Origin of the sequence: Halomonas sp. KM-1, assembly GCF_000246875.1 — a bacterium.
GTDB classification, from domain to species: Bacteria; Pseudomonadota; Gammaproteobacteria; order Pseudomonadales; family Halomonadaceae; genus Halomonas; species Halomonas aerodenitrificans.
Genome location: NZ_BAEU01000064.1, coordinates 1 through 18,059 on the forward strand (window position 1 = coordinate 1; position 18,059 = coordinate 18,059).

The 18,059-nt window shown below is 64.6% G+C and carries 17 protein-coding genes; 15 read left to right on the forward strand and 2 right to left on the reverse strand.

Features of this window, described 5'->3' with window-relative positions; genetic code table 11:
• The 9 genes from B8115_RS06750 to B8115_RS06790 form a co-directional block, all read left to right on the forward strand.
• Nucleotides 1-457: pyruvate kinase alpha/beta domain-containing protein (locus tag B8115_RS06750; protein WP_010627011.1), on the forward strand; the 457-nt coding region annotated here is incomplete at its 5' end.
• Between the two features lie 102 nt (nt 458-559).
• Nucleotides 560-1,294, forward strand: a complete 735-nt coding sequence (locus B8115_RS06755) for a GntR family transcriptional regulator (RefSeq protein WP_010627012.1) — start codon at nt 560-562, stop codon at nt 1,292-1,294.
• Nucleotides 1,291-1,836 (forward strand): DUF192 domain-containing protein, encoded by a 546-nt coding sequence (locus B8115_RS23880; RefSeq protein WP_010627013.1) that lies wholly within the window; start codon nt 1,291-1,293, stop codon nt 1,834-1,836. The genes B8115_RS06755 and B8115_RS23880 overlap by 4 nt, the downstream gene beginning before the upstream one ends.
• Nucleotides 1,837-2,220: 384 nt before the next feature.
• Nucleotides 2,221-3,219 (forward strand): TRAP transporter substrate-binding protein, encoded by a 999-nt coding sequence (locus tag B8115_RS06765; RefSeq protein ID WP_010627014.1) that lies wholly within the window; start codon nt 2,221-2,223, stop codon nt 3,217-3,219.
• A 58-nt stretch (nt 3,220-3,277) separates the two neighbouring features.
• Nucleotides 3,278-3,781: a TRAP transporter small permease gene (locus tag B8115_RS06770; protein WP_010627015.1), complete on the forward strand. Its 504-nt coding sequence runs from the start codon at nt 3,278-3,280 to the stop codon at nt 3,779-3,781.
• Nucleotides 3,781-5,052: a TRAP transporter large permease gene (locus tag B8115_RS06775; protein WP_010627016.1), complete on the forward strand. Its 1,272-nt coding sequence runs from the start codon at nt 3,781-3,783 to the stop codon at nt 5,050-5,052. The genes B8115_RS06770 and B8115_RS06775 overlap by 1 nt, the downstream gene beginning before the upstream one ends.
• Before the next feature lie 39 nt (nt 5,053-5,091).
• Complete coding sequence (locus tag B8115_RS06780; RefSeq protein WP_010627017.1) at nt 5,092-5,865, forward strand: SDR family oxidoreductase; 774 nt, start codon at nt 5,092-5,094, stop codon at nt 5,863-5,865.
• 57 nt (nt 5,866-5,922) lie between these two features.
• Nucleotides 5,923-6,855 (forward strand): 3-keto-5-aminohexanoate cleavage protein, encoded by a 933-nt coding sequence (locus tag B8115_RS06785; RefSeq protein ID WP_010627018.1) that lies wholly within the window; start codon nt 5,923-5,925, stop codon nt 6,853-6,855.
• Nucleotides 6,856-6,931: 76 nt separating this feature from the next.
• Entirely contained in the window at nt 6,932-7,972 is a 1,041-nt protein-coding gene (locus B8115_RS06790; RefSeq protein WP_035590350.1) for a LacI family DNA-binding transcriptional regulator, read from the forward strand.
• A 21-nt stretch (nt 7,973-7,993) separates the two neighbouring features.
• Here the strand turns inward: B8115_RS06790 and B8115_RS06795 are convergent, their stop codons facing one another.
• A complete protein-coding gene (locus B8115_RS06795; RefSeq protein ID WP_010627020.1) occupies nt 7,994-8,851 on the reverse strand; it encodes a DMT family transporter in 858 nt (285 codons plus the stop codon).
• A 191-nt stretch (nt 8,852-9,042) separates the two neighbouring features.
• On the opposite strand from B8115_RS06795, the gene B8115_RS06800 reads away from it, so the two are divergent.
• From B8115_RS06800 to B8115_RS06810, 3 genes are read left to right on the forward strand one after another with little or no spacing between them, the layout of a single operon-like run.
• Nucleotides 9,043-10,053, forward strand: a complete 1,011-nt coding sequence (locus B8115_RS06800; RefSeq protein WP_010627021.1) for a DctP family TRAP transporter solute-binding subunit — start codon at nt 9,043-9,045, stop codon at nt 10,051-10,053.
• A gap of 59 nt (nt 10,054-10,112) precedes the next feature.
• Nucleotides 10,113-10,592, forward strand: a complete 480-nt coding sequence (locus tag B8115_RS06805) for a TRAP transporter small permease (RefSeq protein WP_010627022.1) — start codon at nt 10,113-10,115, stop codon at nt 10,590-10,592.
• Nucleotides 10,582-11,886: a TRAP transporter large permease gene (locus tag B8115_RS06810; protein ID WP_010627023.1), complete on the forward strand. Its 1,305-nt coding sequence runs from the start codon at nt 10,582-10,584 to the stop codon at nt 11,884-11,886. The genes B8115_RS06805 and B8115_RS06810 overlap by 11 nt, the downstream gene beginning before the upstream one ends.
• Here the strand turns inward: B8115_RS06810 and B8115_RS06815 are convergent.
• On the reverse strand, nt 11,874-12,398 hold the full coding sequence (locus B8115_RS06815; RefSeq protein ID WP_010627024.1) for a macro domain-containing protein: 525 nt from the start codon (nt 12,396-12,398) through the stop codon (nt 11,874-11,876). The two genes, B8115_RS06810 and B8115_RS06815, sit on opposite strands and share 13 nt — an antisense overlap.
• Nucleotides 12,399-12,677: 279 nt before the next feature.
• Here B8115_RS06815 and B8115_RS06820 point away from each other — a divergent pair, with 279 nt between their 5' ends.
• The 3 genes from B8115_RS06820 (at nt 12,678) to B8115_RS06830 (ending at nt 18,056) form a co-directional block, all read left to right on the forward strand.
• A complete protein-coding gene (locus B8115_RS06820; protein WP_010627025.1) occupies nt 12,678-14,066 on the forward strand; it encodes a KamA family radical SAM protein in 1,389 nt (462 codons plus the stop codon).
• A 279-nt stretch (nt 14,067-14,345) separates the two neighbouring features.
• The gene (locus B8115_RS06825) at nt 14,346-15,326 is read left to right on the forward strand and encodes a TAXI family TRAP transporter solute-binding subunit (protein WP_010627026.1); all 981 of its coding nucleotides are present in this window, start codon (nt 14,346-14,348) and stop codon (nt 15,324-15,326) included.
• Nucleotides 15,327-15,458: 132 nt separating this feature from the next.
• Nucleotides 15,459-18,056 carry a TRAP transporter permease gene (locus B8115_RS06830; protein WP_010627027.1) on the forward strand — a complete coding sequence of 866 codons (2,598 nt, stop codon included), beginning with the start codon at nt 15,459-15,461 and terminating at the stop codon, nt 18,054-18,056.
• Nucleotides 18,057-18,059: the final 3 nt, after the last annotated feature.

The following is an 18,059-nucleotide window of genomic DNA, read 5'->3' on the forward strand; positions in this document are numbered from 1 at the left end:
CCGGGTGTGCCTCGGCGCCGAGCGCGAGCGTGTGGCCCAGGAGTCGGGGCACCGCATTCACGAGGGCTTCTCGCGCATCGACGAGACCATCGCGCTCTCCGCGATGTACGCCGCCAACCACCTCACCGGGGTGGCCGCCATCGCCTGCATGACCTCCACCGGCTACACGCCGCTGATCGCCTCGCGCATCCGCTCGGGGCTACCCATCGTCGGGCTCGCCCACAGTCCCATCGCCCAGCGCCGCATGGCGCTCTACCGCGGCGTGGTCTCGCTGCCGTTCGACACCAGCGCGATGGCGGCCAGCGAACTCAACGACCGGGCGCTGGCGCTGCTGGTGCAACAGGGGATTGCCGAACCGGGGGATCATGTCATCCTGACCCGGGGCGATCACATGAACGCCCACGGTGGAACCAATACCCTGAAGATTCTCGATGTTTCCGAGAAGCACCAGGCGTGATTTGTCGTTAGTTTTATTTTGTATACAGAAAGCCTGCTTTCCTGTGGCCAGAATAGAGGAAACGTGCGAAGGTAAGCCCATGACAAGGCGAGAGGGCAGGCCATGAGCACCACCTGGCAGGACGAGGTTGCCGCCGAAACCCGGGCAGGCGGCAGGATCAGCGATCGTTTCATCGTCGACAAGGTGCGCGCGGCGGTGCTGACTCAGCGCCTGCCGCCGGGCACGCGTCTGCCTGAAGTGGCGCTGGGCGAGATCTTCGGCGTCAGCCGTTCGGTGGTGCGCAAGGCGCTGACCCGGCTGGCTGCCGACCACGTCGTCAGCCAGCAGCCCAACCAGGTGGCCCGGGTGCGCGCACCGAGCATCGAGGAGACCCGCGAGACCTTCGCTGCACGGCGCCTGGTGGAGGGCGAGGTGGCGGCCCTGTTGGCGGGCCGGCTCGACGCCGAGTTGCTGAGGGAAGTTGCCACGCGCGTCGAGCGAGAGGCCGAGGCCCATGCCCGCGGCGATGAGGCGGCCCGCATCGAGCACTCCCTGGCGATCCACCACCTGCTTGCCGAGCATTCTCCCAACCGGGTGCTCGGCGTCATGCTCACCGACCTGATCCTGCGTACTTCCATCGTCATCGCCCTGTACAAGCGGGCCGGCCTGGCGAGCTGCTACCTGGCCGAGGATCATCCGGCGCTGCTCTCGCACCTGCGTGACGGCGACGGTGAGGCGGCACGGCGCTGCATCCACGAGCACCTTCAGGCGCTCGAAGGGCTGCTGGACCTCAGCACACGAGAGACTCGCATCGACCTGATGGCGATTCTCGGTCAGCGCGAGGGTGCGATGCCTTGAAACGCCCGGCAGGCCTGACGCTCGGCACCCGCGGGACCCAGGCTGTCGTTCTGGCCCTGCTTGTCGGCTTGCTGCTCGTCTGGCAGTGGCCGGCCGGGGCCGGGGAGTCGTTCACGCTCGAACGTGCGCCGCTGGAGATCGTGACCGAGGGCGAGCGCCATCGGCTCGAGGTGGAGCTGGCCCGTAGCTCGGCCGAGCGCCAGAAGGGGCTGATGGATCGCGACCATCTCGCGGCGGACGCCGGCATGCTGTTTCTCTACACGGAGCCCCAGTCGCCCCAGGGCGGCTTCTGGATGTACCGCACCCGCATCCCGCTGGACATTGCCTTCCTCGACGCCGAAGGGCGTATCGCAGCCAAGGCCACCATGCAGCCTTGCCCCTCGCAGAATCCCTACGACTGCCCGGTCACCCTGGCGGGCGTGACCTATCATGCGGCGCTGGAGGTCAATGCCGGCTATTTCGAGGCACACGATATCGAAGTGGGCGACTGCGTGACCTGGCCAGGCAGCGCCTCGGAGTGCGCCCGGCCTCGCGCCCCCTGACATCGATCGCGCCCCCTGGCATCGATCGCGCCCCTTGGCATCGATCGCGCCCCCCTGACATCAATCGCTACGCCGTCGCTAACGTTGCAGCGCATCTGCATGGCAGTGCGTCGCTCGCTGCGAGCCTGCGCTGCGCATGCGCGCATATTCGCGGCACGACGATGCCTGCAATTTTTGGCATACGTATTCTATGCACAATACTAAAGTATATTTTCTTTTTGATCATAGGCTTGTGAATGAGTTTCGATGGATTTCTTTCAATTGATTTGCATACGTAGTCCATCTTGATCTAAACGTTACGCAGCTCGCTTCTGATAGCGGGAGCGAAAGGAGATGCATACGAATTCCAGGATGACCACAACGACAACTCGAAAGGAGCGCAACATGAGTCACAATACCCACCCCGTTTTCCTCAAGGCGCCGTTGGCGATGGCGCTGTCACTTGCCATGGCCGCCGCTGCCCAGGCCGGCACGGAGCGCGTCATCGACGTCAGCCTGCCCCTGGGGCCCGACTCGCAGCAGGGCATCGGCGTGCTGAAGTTCGGTGAGGAGCTGGAGCGCCTCTCCGAGGGTCGCCTCTCCATCGACCCCCACTATGACAATGCCCTCGGTGCCGAGCGCGAGGTCGTCGAGGGCATGGGGTTCGGCATCGTCGACGCCGGCATCTCCTCGACCGGGCCCATGGGCGGCTTCGTCGACGAGTTCCTGCTCTTCGATCTCCCCTACATTTTCGAGAACCACGACCACGCCTATGCCTTTCTCGACAGCGAGCACGGCGAGCATCTCGCTCAGCTGGCCGAGGAGGGCATGAACGTCAAGATCCTGGCCTGGATGGAGAACGGCTTCCGCCACAACACCAATTCGGTGCGGGAGCTGAATCACCCGGACGATCTGCGCGGCATCAATCACCGCACCCAGGAGAGCCGCGTCCAGGTGGATACCTGGGAGGCGCTGGGCGCCAATGCCACGCCGATGGCCTGGACCGAGGTCTACACCGCCTTGCAGCAGGGGGTCATGGACAGCCAGGAGAACCCGCTGCCGACCATCTACGACGTCAATTTCTACGAGGTTCAGGATTACCTGAACATGACCCAGCACGTCTATTCGCCGGCACCGCTGATGATGGGGCTGGACCTGTTCAATTCGTTCAGCGAAGAGGACCAGGCGATCATCCTGGAAGCGGCGCAGCTTGCCCTGCCAGTGCAGCGTGAGGCCAGCCAGGAGCTCGAGCAGCGCTACCTGGTCCAGTTGGCGGAGCTGGGCATGACCGTCACCGAGCCCGAACTGGACCCCTTCCGCGAGGCGGTGCAGCCGGTCATCGAGAAGTGGGCTCCCACCGTGGGCGAGGACCTCGTCGAGGCTGCCATCAATTTCGAGTATTGATGTGGCCCGCGGGCGGCGGTCTGCCGCCCGCGCCGTCAACTAGCGACACGAGGCAGTCATGAAGACGTTACTGCGGCAAACCAACAGGGGCATCGACCTGTTCAATCGCCTGGTCGGCTGGGGGCTCGCCGGGCTGTTGCTGGTCATGACCGTGCTGATCTTCTGGCAGGTCTTCGCGCGATTCGTGGTGGGAAGACCGCTTTATTTCTCGGACGAGATCGCCCGCTTCGCCATGATCTGGCTCACCTTCATCGGTGCCGGTTATGCCTATCGCAAAGGGCTGATGATCTCGGTCGATATCGTACTCGAATTCGCCGGGCCGAGGCTGGCGCGAGTCATGCGCGTCCTGGTCGTGCTGGCCTCGGCGCTGTTCGCCTTCATCTTGGTCAAGTACGGCTTCGAGATGGTGGGCCGGGTTTCCAATCAGACGGCGCCCAGTACCCGGGTGTCGATGATGTGGCCCTACCTGGCCGTACCTCTGGGCGGGATCGTCATCCTGGTCAATTCGGTGGCGCTGCTGATCGATGAGGTCGTAGGCAACGACAAAGAGGAGAGAAGCTGATGGCGCTGCTGCTTTTCCTGCTGCTGATCGTGTTGTTCGTCATCGGCGTGCCCATCGCCTTCTCGCTGGGCCTGGCCTCGGCCATCACGGTATGGCAGGGCGAGCTGATGCCGATGTTGATCGTGGCCCAGCAGTACATCACCTCGGTCAACTCCTTCCCGCTGATGGCGATCCCGTTCTTTATCCTGGCGGGCTACCTGATGCAGAGCGGCGGTATCTCCCGGCGGCTGGTGGATTTCTCCAATACCATGGTGGGGAGCATGACCGGCGGGCTGGCCATGGTGGCCATCATCACCTCGCTGTTCTTCGCCGCCATCTCGGGCTCCGGGGCGGCCACCACGGCCGCCATCGGCTCGATCCTGATACCGGCGATGATCGCCAAGGGCTATGCCTCCGGCTACGCGGCGGCCAATCAGGCGGCTTCCGGGGCGCTGGGGGTGATCATTCCGCCGAGCATACCGCTGATCCTCTACGGTATTGCCGCCAACGTCTCGGTGGGCGACATGTTCGTCGCCGGCGTCCTGCCGGGTCTCATGATCACCCTCAGCCTGCTGCTTTTCGCCTACGGCTACGCCCGCTATCACGGTCATGGCGGCGGCGAGCGCAGCTCCTGGCGCGAGATGTTCACGGCAGGGCGCAAGGCACTGTTGGCGATCCTGATGCCGGTCATCATCCTCGGCGGTATCTACGGCGGCATCTTCACGCCGACGGAGGCGGCGGTGATCGCCGTGGTCTACTCCTTCCTCGTCGGCTTCGTGATCTACCGCGAAATAACGCTCAAGGACATTGTCGGCATCCTTCAGGAGGCCGCCGTCACCACCGCCGTGGTGCTCAGCATCATCGGCGCCGCCGGGCTGTACGGCAGGATCCTGCAGAGCCTGCGGGTGCCGTCGATGCTGTCCAACTTCGTCATCGGTGCCATCGACAGCCCGCTGCTGTTCATCGTGCTGGTCAACGTGCTGCTGTTGATGGCAGGTATGTTCATCGAAGCCGCTGCGGCGATCCTGATCTTCGTGCCGATCCTGCTGCCGATCGCGGTGAGCTTCGGCTTCGACCCGGTACATTTCGGCATCATCATGGTGGTCAACCTGGCCATGGGCATGTTCACGCCGCCGGTGGGCCTCAACCTGTTCGTGGCGTCGCAGATATCCAAGGTCGGCGTGGCCCGGTTGACCTGGTCGATCCTGCCCTTCGTCGCCATCGTACTGGTCAATCTCTTCATCATTAGCGTGGTGCCATTCCTCTCCACCTGGCTGCCGTCGCTGCGCTAGCGGGGCGACGACCGTTCCACCCATCCGGGAGACACGACAATGAAAGTGGTAGACAGCCTGATTCCGCGGCAGGGCCTGAGAGTGCTGGTAACGGCGGGCGCCAACGGCATTGGCCTGGCCATTGCCCAGGCCTTCCATGAGGCCGGTGCGCGCGTGCACGTGTGCGACGTCGACGAGGCCGCCCTGGCGGCGCTGCCCGAGGGCATCGCGGCAACCCGGGCGGACGTCAGCCGCGAGGCGGACGTGGTGCGTCTGTTCGACGAGGCGGTCGGCCTGGGCGGGCTGGACGTGGTGGTCAACAACGCCGGCATCGCGGGGCCGACGGCCGGGATCGACGAGATCGAGAGCGAAGCGTGGCGTCAGACCATCGACATCAATCTCAACGGCCAATATTACGTGGCCAAGCGGGCCGCCGGCGCACTGCGTGAGAGCCGAGGCGTGCTGCTCAACATGGCGTCGGTGGCGGGGCGCCTCGGCTTCGCCTATCGCACCCCCTATGCCGCCAGCAAATGGGGCGTGGTGGGGCTGACCAAGAGCCTGGCCTGCGAGCTCGGCCCGGCGGGGGTCAGGGTCAACGCGATCCTGCCGGGTATCGTACGCGGCCCGCGCATCGAGCAGGTGATCGCCGACCGCGCCGCGCAGCGCGGCATCGGTCGCGACGAGATGGAGCAGGAGAACCTGGCCAAGGTGTCCATGCGCAAGATGGTCGAGCCCAGCGACATCGCGGCCATGGCCCTGTTCCTGGCCTCTCCCGGGGGCGCCAACATTTCCGGTCAGGCGCTCAGCGTCTGCGCCAACGTCGAGTCGCTGTAAGGGCTTGGCGCGTGGCGCGGCTCCACGAATTCCTGTATCACAACAGCGAGGTCTTTCATGGCGACGCAACGTAGAGTCATCATCACCTGTGCCGTCACCGGCGCCATCCATACGCCTTCCATGTCGCCCCATCTGCCGGTGACGCCCGAGGAGATCGCCGAGGCGGCCATCGCTGCTGCCGAGGCGGGTGCCGCCATTCTGCACCTGCATGCCCGCGACCCCCGCACCGGCAGGCCGACCCAGGATCCTGCGGTGTTCGAGAAGTTCCTGCCGCGGATCAAGGCCTCCACCGATGCAGTGATCAACCTCACCACGGGGGGCAGCCCGCACATGACGGTGGAGGAGCGCATGCGCCCCGCCATCGAGTTCCAGCCTGAGCTGGCCTCGATGAACATGGGCTCGATGAACTTCGGGCTGTTCCCGATGCTGGAGCGTTTCCAGGCGTTCGAGCACGAGTGGGAGCGCGAGCACCTGGAGAACAGCCGCGACCTGGTGTTCAAGAACACCTTTGCCGACATCGAGAAGACCATGACCCTGGGGGCACGCAACGGCACGCGTTTCGAATGCGAGTGCTACGACATCGGCCATCTCTACAATCTGCGCAACCTGGTGGATCGCGGCGTCGTGGGCGGGCGGCTCTTCGTGCAGAGCGTGTTCGGCATTCTGGGCGGCATCGGCCCCCACGCCGAGGACGTCATGCACATGCGCCGCACCGCCGACAGGCTGTTCGGCGACGGCTATGCCTGGTCCGTGCTGGGGGCGGGCAGCAGTCAGATGCGCATCGCGGCCCAGGCTGCCGCCATGGGCGGGCACGTACGGGTGGGGCTGGAGGACTCCCTGTGGCTCGGGCCGGGCCGGCTGGCGGAAAGCAACGCCAGCCAGGTGCGCAAGGTGCGCGAGCTGCTGGAAGGGCTCTCGCTGGCCGTGGCCACAGCGGACGAGGCGCGCGAGATCCTGGAATTGAAGGGCGGCGACCGGGTCGGCTTCTGAGCCGCTACCGGCGTCTGCCGTGGCAAAGTGGTACGATTCCCGTCATTTCGGTATCCGCCCGCTGCGAGCTCCATGCATGAAAAGGAAATCCGTAACGTCCCGTGATGTGGCCCGACTGGCCGGCGTGTCGCAGTCGGCCGTCAGTCGCAGCTTTTCGCCCAATGCCAGTGTTTCTGACAAGACCCGGAAGAAGGTGATGGAAGCGGCGCGCGAGCTGGGTTATCGCCCCAATACCATCGCCCGCTCGCTCATCACACGCTCGAGCCGCACCATCGCGGTGGTGACCTACAGCCTCGAGAACCCGTTCTATACCTTCGTGCTGGAGCGCGCGTCACGCTTCTTCCAGAAGCAGGGGTATCACCTGCTGCTGTTCTTCGCTCCCTCCGACCGGGGCTTCGACTCGGTGATCGAGGAGATCATCAGAAGCCAGGTCGAGGGGGTGCTCATGCTCGCCATCACCCTGGATACCGAGCAGGCAGAAACGGTGGCGGACTTCGGCATTCCCGTAGTGATCGTCAACCGTACCGTCAACTACGCCGGCATCAGCCAGGTCGGCTGCGACAATCACCGCGGCGGGTTCTGGGCAGGCAGCTACCTGGCCAGCCTGGGGCATCGGCGCATCGCCTACCTGGCCGGTCTGGAGGACTCCTCGACCAACCAGCAGCGTTACGAGGGGTTCTTGGCGGGCCTGGCGTCGCGGGGGCAGGAGTGCCATGCCGTCGAGGTCGGCAACTATCGCTACCTCGACGCCAGCCAGGCCACGCGGCGCCTGTTCGCTGCGCCCAGCGTGCCCGACGCGCTGTTTGCCGCCAACGATCTCATGGCCATTGCGGCCATGGAGACGCTGCGCCACGAGCTCGGCCTCGCGGTGCCGGAAGAGGTGTCGGTCATCGGTTTCGACGACATCCCCATGTCGACCTGGCCAAGCCATTCGCTGACGACGCTGCAGCAGCCGGTCGAGCAGATGGTGGTCAAGGCCACGGAGCTGTTGCTCGAGCAGATCGCTCACGCCGATACCGAGCCCGAGCACATCATGCTGCCGGTGACACCGATGCTGCGAGGAAGTACGCGCAGGCCGGGCGGTGCCGGTGCGGAAGCGGCGCCGGAGACGGATTGAAAAGGGCCGCCGTCTCGACCGTCAGCGACCGAGCAGGGCGCGGAAGCGAATCACGATCAGTGCCACGCCGGCGATGACCATGACGCCGCCGATCAGTACATGGACGTTGAGGCTCTCTCCCAGCAGTACGATGCCCAGCACGACTGCGCCCATCGGTACCATCAGGCTCAGCGGAGCCAGTCGGCTTACCGGATGGCGCCGCAGCAGGCCGTACCAAATGCCGTAAGCGACGATCGACGACATTACCGCGGTATAGAACACTGCGCCCCAGCCGAACCAGCCGGCGGTGGCCATGGCGCTCATCTGGCCGCTTTCGAACCACCAGGAACCGATGGCCACCTGGGGTACGGCGAGCAGGGCCGTCCAGCCGGCCAGTGCCAACGGCGGGATATTGGGTCCCATCTTGATCAGCAGCTGCGACACGGCCCAGCCGAAGGCGCTGAGCAGCAGCAGCGTCATGGGTAGCGCCGAGGGCAGGCTGGGGCCGCCGGCCAGTACCACTACCCCACCAAACGACAGCGCGAGGCCGACCACGCGCTTGACGCTCAGGCGCTCGCCCAGGAACAGCACCGCCAGCAGCGTGGCGAAGGGCGTGCCCATTTGCACCAGCAGGGCGCCGGTGCCGGCCTCCGCCTGACCCAGACCGATGAACAGCAGGGCGAAGTGCAGGGTGCCGAAAGTGGCCGAGAGCAGCAGCAGGAAGGGCAGATGACGACGCGCCACCGGATGGAAGGGCACCAGCAGCGCCGCCACCAGAATGAAGCGCAGGGTGGTGAGTAGCAGCGGCGGTAGTTCCGTTACCCCCCATTTGATGACGATGATGTTCAAGGCCCAGATCATCACGATCGAGAGGCCCAACAGCAGGTCGCGCAGTGGCACGGCTGGCTCCTTGTCGTATTCGCCCCGGCGAGGATGGCAGCCCGATGCCGTGCGTCGCCGATATCGTTAACGGACTACCATTCAACGCCCGACATCGTAGAATGTCGAGGCGAGGCGAAATTGTCGATGCCCGCCAGAACGATAATCACGGCTGGCCCTGTCGGAGCCGGCCCCTGCTGCAAGGACACGTCATGAATTCACCACGTCGTATCACCCGTATCGCCGCGGCCCTGGCCGGTGCCGCCGTACTCACGGCCTCACTCTCTGCCCAGGCGCGGGAGCTTTCCGTTTCCACCGTTCTCTCCGACGCCTTTCCCTGGGGCCAGGCGGCGGAGAAATGGGCCGAACTGGTGGAGGAGCGCACGGGGGGCGAGTTGACCCTGCGCGTCTACCCCAATTCGCAGCTGGTGGCCGGCGACCAGACCCGTGAATTCTCCGCCATGCGCTCCGGCCTGATCGACATGGCCGTGGGCTCGACCATCAACTGGTCGCCCCAGGTGCCCGAGCTCAACCTCTTCTCGCTGCCCTTCTTCATGCCCGACGAGGCGGCGGTCGATGCGGTGACTGGCGGCGAGGCCGGCGAGATGGTCTTCGCAGCCATCGAATCCCGCGGCGTGATTCCGCTGGCCTGGGGCGAGAACGGCTTCCGCCAGCTCTCCAACTCCCGCGGTCCGATCAGCGAGCCTGGCGACCTCAACGGCTTGAAGATCCGCGTGGTGGGCTCGCCGCTGTTCCAGGACACCTTTACCGCACTGGGGGCCGACCCCACCCAGATGAGCTGGACCGATGCCCAGCCGGCGCTGACCACCGGTGCCGTGGACGGTCAGGAGAACCCGCTGTCAGTGTTCGACGTGGCGCGCATCGACCAGGTGGGCCAGGAGCACCTGACCCTGTGGAACTACATGAACGACCCGCTGATCTTCGCCGTCAACCAGCGCGTATGGGATTCGCTCTCGGAAGAGCATCGCGAGATCCTGCGTGAGACCGCCGTCGAGGCCGGCGAGTGGGAGATCGCCATGACCCGCGAGCAGGAGAGCGAGCGGCTGGCCGACATCCAGGAACGCGGCGTGCAGGTCACCGAGCTGACCGAAGAGCAGCATGCCGCCTTCGTCAATGCCACCCGCAGCGTGCACGACAAGTGGATTCCGCGGATCGGCCCGGAGCTGGTCGAAGCTGCGCGTCAGGCCATCGAGGCTCGCTGAGCCCCATCAAAGCCTAGGTCCGGTTCTATCGGAGCCGGACCTTCAATTGCGAGGCTTCCATGAAGTTCTCTCCCGATGCCAGGCCCGAGCGTTGGCTGGGCTCGCTGGCGCTGGCGATCATTTCACTGATCAGTCTGGGCAACGTCATCACGCGCTACGTGACTGGTGGCTCGCTGGCCTTCACCGAAGAGTTCTCGGTGTTCCTGCTGGTGGTGCTCACCTTCGCCGGTGCCTCGGTGGCGCTACGGCGCAACGGCCACATTCGTATCGGCCTGCTCGAGCGGGCCCTGCCGGCTGCGCCGCGGCGTGCACTTATCCTGTTCCAGGGGCTTTGCGGTGCCATCGTGCTGGGGCTGATCACCTGGTTCGGCGCCAAGCTCACCTGGGAGGAGTACCAGTGGGAGTCGCTGTCACCGGGGCTTGGCCTGCCGCAGTGGTGGTACTTGCTGTGGTTGCCGCTACTGTCGGCGGCAATGTTGGTGCGTCTGGTGCAGCAGACCGTCGATCGTCTGCGCGGGAGGCTCGACGATGAGCCCTGACCTGTGGATGATCCTGGCCTTCGCCGGGCTGCTGATCGCCGGCGTGCCGGTGGCCTTCTCCCTGGCACTGGCCGGTGCGGTGGGCATCCTCGTCGGCCTCACCCCGGAAATGCTGGCCACCCTTGGTACCAATACTTACAACAGCATCGCCAAGTACCCGCTGATCGCCATCCCGCTATTCATCATGACCGGGCTGATCTTCGAGCGCGCCGGGGTCGCGCTGCGTCTGGTGCGTTTCGCTCAGGCGCTGATCGGCCCTCGTCATGGCGGCCTGGCGCTGGTGGCGGTGCTGGTGTGCATGATCATGGGCGGCATGAGCGGCTCCGGGCCGGCAGACGCCGCGGCAGTGGCCATGGTGATGCTGCCGAGCATGACCAAGGCCGGCTACCCCAAGCCCTTCTCGGCCACGCTGATCGCTGCGTCCGCCTCCACTGCCATTCTGATCCCGCCCTCGGTGGCGCTGATCCTCTATTCCATCGTGGTGCCCGGGGTCGACCTACGGGCGCTGTTCGCCGCCGGGCTGTTTCCCGGCATCCTGGCTGGCCTGGCACTGCTGGTGCCGGCGCTTCTGGTTTCCAGGCGCTATGGTTGGGAGGGCGGCACGCCGGTAGAGGGAGCGGAACGGCTCAAGGTGGGCGAGACCTTCAAGCAGGCGCTGCCGGCGCTGTTCGCCCCGGTGCTGATCCTGGGCGGGCTGCGCTCGGGTCTGTTCACGCCCACCGAGGCGGCCGTGGTGGCCGTGGCCTACGGTGCCCTGGTCGGGCTGTTCCTGACTCGCGAGATCGGCTGGCGCGATCTGTGGAGCCTGCTCGGTGAGGCGGCAGTGATCTCCGGTGTGGTCATGCTGATCATCGCCCTGGCCGGTATCTTCGCCTGGGCCGGCACCATGCTCGGTACCTTCCGCCACCTGGCGGAGTGGATCATCGGGCTCACCGACAACGGCGTGCTGCTGCTGATCCTGATCATGCTGGCGGTGCTGCTGGCCGGCATGCTGCTCGACGCCATCTCGATCTACCTGATCATGATGCCGATCCTGCTCCCGGTAATGCAGCACTTCGGCTGGAACCCGGTGTGGTTCGGCATCCTGCTGGCGATGAACATCGCCATCGGCCAGTTCACGCCACCGGTGGCGGTCAATCTGATGGTGACCACCAACATTGCCAGGATACGGCTGGAGCAGACCGTGGGCTGGGCGCTGCTGTTCGTGCTGGCCATGGCCAGCGCCCTGGCGCTGGTGGCGATCTTCCCGGAAATTGCCTTGTGGTTGCCGCGCACACTCGGCTACAACGTCTGATCGAGCGATTCCAGCGTGTCCTGGAAGAGCGTGGCGCTACCGGCGTCGAACAGCACGAAGCGCACCCGTTCGATGCCGGGGCAGCGAGGCAACGTCTCCTGCACCGTGGTGAGGGCGACCCGGGCGGCCTCCGCGAGGGGGTAGCCGAAGGCGCCGGCCGAAAGGGCAGGGAAGGCGATGCTGGCAAGGCCGTGCCGCTCGGCCAGCTCCAGCGCGTTGCGATAGCAGTCCGCCAGCAGCTCCGCTTCCGGCCTGTCGTGACCGTAGACCGGCCCCAGGCAGTGGATGACGTGGCGGTTGGGCAGGCCGAAGGCCTCGGTGATCACTGCCTGACCGGGCGCGATCGGCGCCAGCGGCCGACAGGCGCGCTCGAGTTCCGGGCCGGCTGCCCGGTGCAGCGCACCGGCCACGCCGCCGCCAGTTCGCAGCTGCGCATTGGCGGCGTTGACCACGACGTCGATATCCGGCTGATTGGCGATGTCTCCCTGCTGGCACTCCAGGCGAGCGGACATGTTCGCTATCTCCTCTGCTATGTCATTCCAGTCTGGTGGTAAGGGCCACAAGCCGACAAGTTCCCACGCTGTTCGGCGTAAAAGAATGGATCGTTGCGTATTCGCTCTGTTTTCGTGACATTCGTTGCAAATGGACGCAAAAACTTGCAAGTCGCCCGCCTGAACGGTACCAATGTGCTCCCCCGATAAGTCACGGCTCGCCGGCCTCAGGTCGACGTGACGGCGTGTTTGCGCCGTCGCGCAGGGCGTCGCCGTGACCCACGACAACAGGAGGAGACGATGAACCAGCGTGTGAACATCGAGCTCGGCGATGCAGGGGCCGAGGTCATCGAGGCCCGCCAATTCAAGGTCTACACCCACCGTCAACTGGACAAGATCGAGGCGATTCAGAATCTGCCTGAAGACCTGCGTTTCGACATGCGGGTCGTCAGCCAGGTGCTGCCGTTTCGGGTCAACGAGTACGTCATCGATGAGCTGATCGACTGGAACGACGTGACGGGCGACCCCGTTTTCCAGCTCACCTTTCCCCAGCGCGGCATGCTCAGGCCGGAGCACTATGACGCCGTGGCCGAACTGGTTCGCCGCGACGCCGACGCCGCCGAGATGACGCCGGTGATCGAGCGCATTCGTGCCGAACTCAACCCGCACCCGGCGGGCCAGATGGATCTCAATCTGCCGCTCCTCGACGGCGAACCGCTGCCCGGCATGCAGCACAAGTACCGTGAGACAGTGCTGTTCTTTCCCAGTCAGGGGCAGGTGTGCCACAGCTACTGCACCTTCTGCTTCCGCTGGGCGCAGTTCGTCGGTGACAAGGATCTCAAGTTCGCCGCCAGCGAAGCCGATTCGCTGCATCGCTATCTGGCCGAGCATACCGAGGTGACCGACCTGCTGATGACCGGCGGCGACCCCATGGTGATGAAGGCCAAGCACCTGCGCATGTACCTGGAGGGCTTGATGGCCCCCGAGCTGGACCATGTCCAGGACATTCGCATCGGCTCCAAGAGCCTGACCTTCTGGCCTTACCGCTTCGTCACCGACCCGGACGCCGAGGATATCCTCGCGCTGTTCCGTGAGCTGACCGCCGCCGGCAAGCACGTCGCCTTCATGGCGCACTTCAACCACTGGAAGGAGATGGATACCCCCATCTGCCGCGAGGCGATCCGCCGCATCCGCGCCACCGGCGCCGAGATCCGCACCCAGGCGCCTCTGCTTCGCCACATCAACGACGATGCCGACCAGTGGGCGAGGATGTGGACGACGCAGGTGCGCCTGGGGATGATTCCCTACTACATGTTCGTCGAGCGCGACACCGGTGCCCGCCACTACTTCGAGGTGCCGCTGGTGCGTGCCTGGGAGATCTACCGCGAGGCCATGCAGCGGGTGCCGGGACTGGCGCGCACCGCCCGGGGGCCATCCATGTCCGCCGACCCGGGCAAGGTGGAGATACAAGGAGTCACCGAGATCCACGGCGAAAAGGTCTTCGTGCTGCGCTTCATCCAGGGCCGGGAAGCCAGCTGGGTGCAGCGGCCGTTCTTCGCCAAGTACGACGAGCGTGCCACCTGGCTCAATCATCTCGAGCCCGCGCTGGGCGCGAACGAGTTCTTCTATGAGGCGGATTTCGCCGCCATGAAGCGTGCCAAGCGGGAACTGATCGCCAGTGCGACCTGACCGTTTGCTCATGCCATTTCTACGCTGCCCCTGGCAAGGAGCAGACCCCTATTTCATGAGTCATGCAATTTAGGAATTAACGTACACTTAACGTAAATCCCTACTAGAATTAGGTCAGTTGAAAAAGACCATCATGACGGCGTTTTTTTCGCTAAAGTAGATGAGAGCGGTAGAAACCGCTGGCCAAGGTTCATGCGCCTTGGCCACACCAGGGATCTTGCTTCAGCCAAAGCAGCTGGTGAAAACCGGCTAGCCAATAACGTCTAAAGAGGTGTGTTAATGAAACGTCATGCTTTTTCCGCAGCCGCCTTCTCGGGAGCCCTGTTGGGCGCTGCCATGTTCTCTGCCCCGGCCGTGGCGCAGGACCGTTTCATCACCATCGGCACCGGCGGTCAGACCGGGGTCTACTACGTGGTGGGCCAGTCGGTATGCCGCATGGTGAATCGCGGCAGCGACGAGCACAACATCCGCTGTAACGCCCCCTCCACCGGTGGCTCCGTGGCTAACGTCAACGGCATGAAGAGCGGTGAGCTCGACATGGGCGTGGTGCAGTCCGACGTGCAGTACCGCGCCTACCACGGTGAGGCCAACTTCGAGTCCGATGGCGCCTGGGAAGAGATGCGTGCCGTCTTCACCATGCACGGCGAGCCGCTGACCGTGGTCGCGCGTGCCGACTCCGGCATCGAGCACTTCTCCGATTTCCCCGGCAAGCGCGTCAACATCGGCAACCCGGGCTCCGGCCAGCGCAACACCATGAACGTGGTGATGGAGGCCATGGGCTGGGATACCGGTACCTTCTCGCTGGCGTCGCAGTTGGATGCCGCCGAGCAGGCCGCGGCTCTGTCCGACAACAACATCGATGCCATGGTTTACGTGGTCGGTCATCCCAACGGTTCCATCCAGGAAGCCACCACCACCATCGACGCGCGCATCATCCCGGTGACCGGCGATGAAATCGATGCCCTGATCGAGGAGTATCCCTACTACACCCGTTCGGTGATCCCCGGCGGCCTCTACCGTGGCAACGACGAAGACGTCGAAACCTTCGGCGTTGCGGCCACCTTCGTGACCTCCACTGCCGTGGATGAAGAAGTCGTCTACGAAACCGTCAAGGCGGTGTTCGAAAACTTCGACCGCTTCAAGCGTCTGCATCCGGCCTTCGAGAACCTCAACGAAGAGGACATGATCTCCGAAGGTCTGACTGCACCGCTGCATGATGGCGCCGCTCGCTACTATCGTGAGCGTGGCTGGATCGAGTGAGAGGTAGGGGGTAACCACTCCCTTCGGTAAAAATGCGCGGACCCTCGGGGTCCGCGCATCTGTTTGGGTCAGCTGCTGAGGCGACATCTGCAACGGCAGCGCCCAGGGTCAAGCCAATGGGGCACGACGGTAATGACTGACGAAAAGACGAATCCACGAAACCCCGAGGCCGACCTGGAGGACATGGTCGCCTCCAGCGATACCGGAGCGCGCAAGCCGCTGGGGGCACCCGGCAAGCTACTGGTCGGTGTGGCTGCCGCCTGGTCGCTGTTCCAGCTCTGGATCGCCTCGCCGCTGCCCTATATCTTTCGCATCGGGGTATTCAATGCCACCGAGGCGCGCTCCATTCACCTGGCATTTGCCATGTTCCTGGCCTTCATGGCCTACCCGGCGCTGAAGCGTTCGCCGCGCGACCGCATACCGCTGCAGGACTGGCTGCTGGCGCTGGTGGGGGCTTTCTGTGCTGCCTACATCTTTCTCTTCTATGCGGAGCTCTCCGACCGGCCCGGGTCGCCCATACTGCGCGACGTGATCGTCGGTGTGGTCGGCATCGTGGTGCTGCTCGAGGCGACCCGGCGCGCCTTGGGGCCGCCGCTGGCCATCGTCGCTTCTATATTCCTTCTCTACTCGCTGTTCGGACCCTACATGCCGGGCATCCTGGCCCATCGTGGGGTCAGCCTGTATGGCCTGGTCAACCATCAGTGGCTCACGGCCCAGGGGGTGTTCGGTATCGCCCTGGGGGTGTCGACCAGTTTCGTATTCCTCTTCGTTCTGTTCGGTGCCCTGCTCGACAAGGCCGGTGCCGGCAACTACTTCATCAAGGTCGCCTTCTCGCTGCTCGGCCATTACAAGGGTGGGCCGGCCAAGGCCGCCGTGGTGGCTTCGGGGATGACCGGCCTGATTTCCGGCTCCTCCATCGCCAATACCGTGACCACCGGCACCTTCACCATTCCCATGATGAAGCGAGTGGGCTTCTCTGCCGAAAAGGCCGGGGCGGTCGAGGTCTCCTCATCGGTGAACGGACAGATCATGCCACCGGTCATGGGAGCGGCGGCCTTCCTGATGGTCGAATACGTCGGTATACCCTACGTGGAGGTGATCAAGCACGCCTTCCTGCCGGCGGTGATCTCCTATATCGCGCTGATCTATATCGTGCATCTGGAAGCACTCAAGGCCGACATGAAGGGGCTGCCTTCGAGCAACCCGATGCGTCCGCTGCTCAACAAGGTGATCGGTTTCCTGACCGGCCTGATCCTGCTGATGGCGCTGTCGTTTGCCGTCTACTACGGCCTGGGCTGGCTCAAGCCGGTGCTGGGCGACGCCACTCCCTGGGTCGTAGGGTTGGGCCTTGCCGCCATCTATGTAGGGCTGCTGAAGCTCGGCTCTTACTATCCCGAGCTCGAGCTCGACGATCCGACTTCCAAGGTCGTCACGTTGCCCCGCACCAAGCCCACGGTGATGGTGGGGCTGCACTACATCCTGCCGGTGATCGTGCTGGTGTGGTGCCTGATGGTGGAGCGCCTCTCGCCCGGGCTGTCGGCCTTCTGGGCTACGGTGTTCATGATCTGCATCATGATCACACAGCGTCCCATCACCGCCTTCTTCCGTGGTCGAAGCCGTCTCGCTGCCGACATCAAGGAGGGCTTCCTCGACCTGTGGGACGGTCTGGTCGCCGGTGCCCGCAACATGATCGGCATCGGTATCGCCACGGCTACCGCTGGCATCGTGGTGGGCGCGGTCTCTCAGACCGGTGTCGGCCTGGTGCTGGCCGACGTGGTCGAGATACTGGCCATGGGCAACCTGATGCTGATCCTGCTGCTCACTGCCGTGCTCAGCCTGATCCTCGGCATGGGGCTGCCCACCACCGCCAACTACATCGTGGTGTCGGCGCTGATGGCGCCGGTCATCGTGATGCTGGGGCAGCAGAACGGTCTGATCGTGCCGCTGATCGCGGTGCATCTGTTCGTGTTCTACTTCGGCATCATGGCCGACGTGACGCCGCCGGTGGGGCTGGCCTCGTTCGCCGCGGCCGCGGTATCGGGCGGCGATCCGCTGCGCACCGGTTTCCAGGCGTTCTACTACAGCCTGCGTACTGCGGCGCTGCCATTCCTGTTCATCTTCAACACTGACCTGCTGTTGATCGACGTCGGTTGGCTCCAGGGCATCGTGATATTCATCATAGCGACCATCGCCATGTTGATATTCGCTGCCGGGACCCAGGGCTATATGCTGGTACGCAGCCGCTGGTACGAATCGGTTCTGCTGCTGCTGGTGGCCTTCACCCTGTTCCGTCCCGGTTACTGGATGGATCGTATCCATGATCCCTATCAGTCGATCCCGCCGGCCGAGTTCGCCCAAGCGCTGGGCCAGGTGGAGGATGGTAGCCAGCTGCGCGTGCAGATCGCCGGCGAGGATGCCTTCGGCGATCCCATGACCACCTACCTGCTGGTGCCGGTGCCACGCGGTGACAGCGCCGAGGAGCGCATGGAGCGGCTGGGCATGGAGCTGTGGGTCGATGGCGATCAGGCTACGGTCGACTTCGTCGAGTTCGGTAGCCTGGCGGCGGACATCGGCTTCGACTTCGATCAGGAGATCATCGAGGTACTGGCGCCGGTGGATCGCTGGGCCAAGGAGTGGATGTGGATCCCCGGCTTCCTGTTGTTCGGCCTGGTGGTGCTGTTGCAGCGTCGGCGCAAGCTTCAGCAGCCGTCGTCGACCGCCCACGCCTGAGGA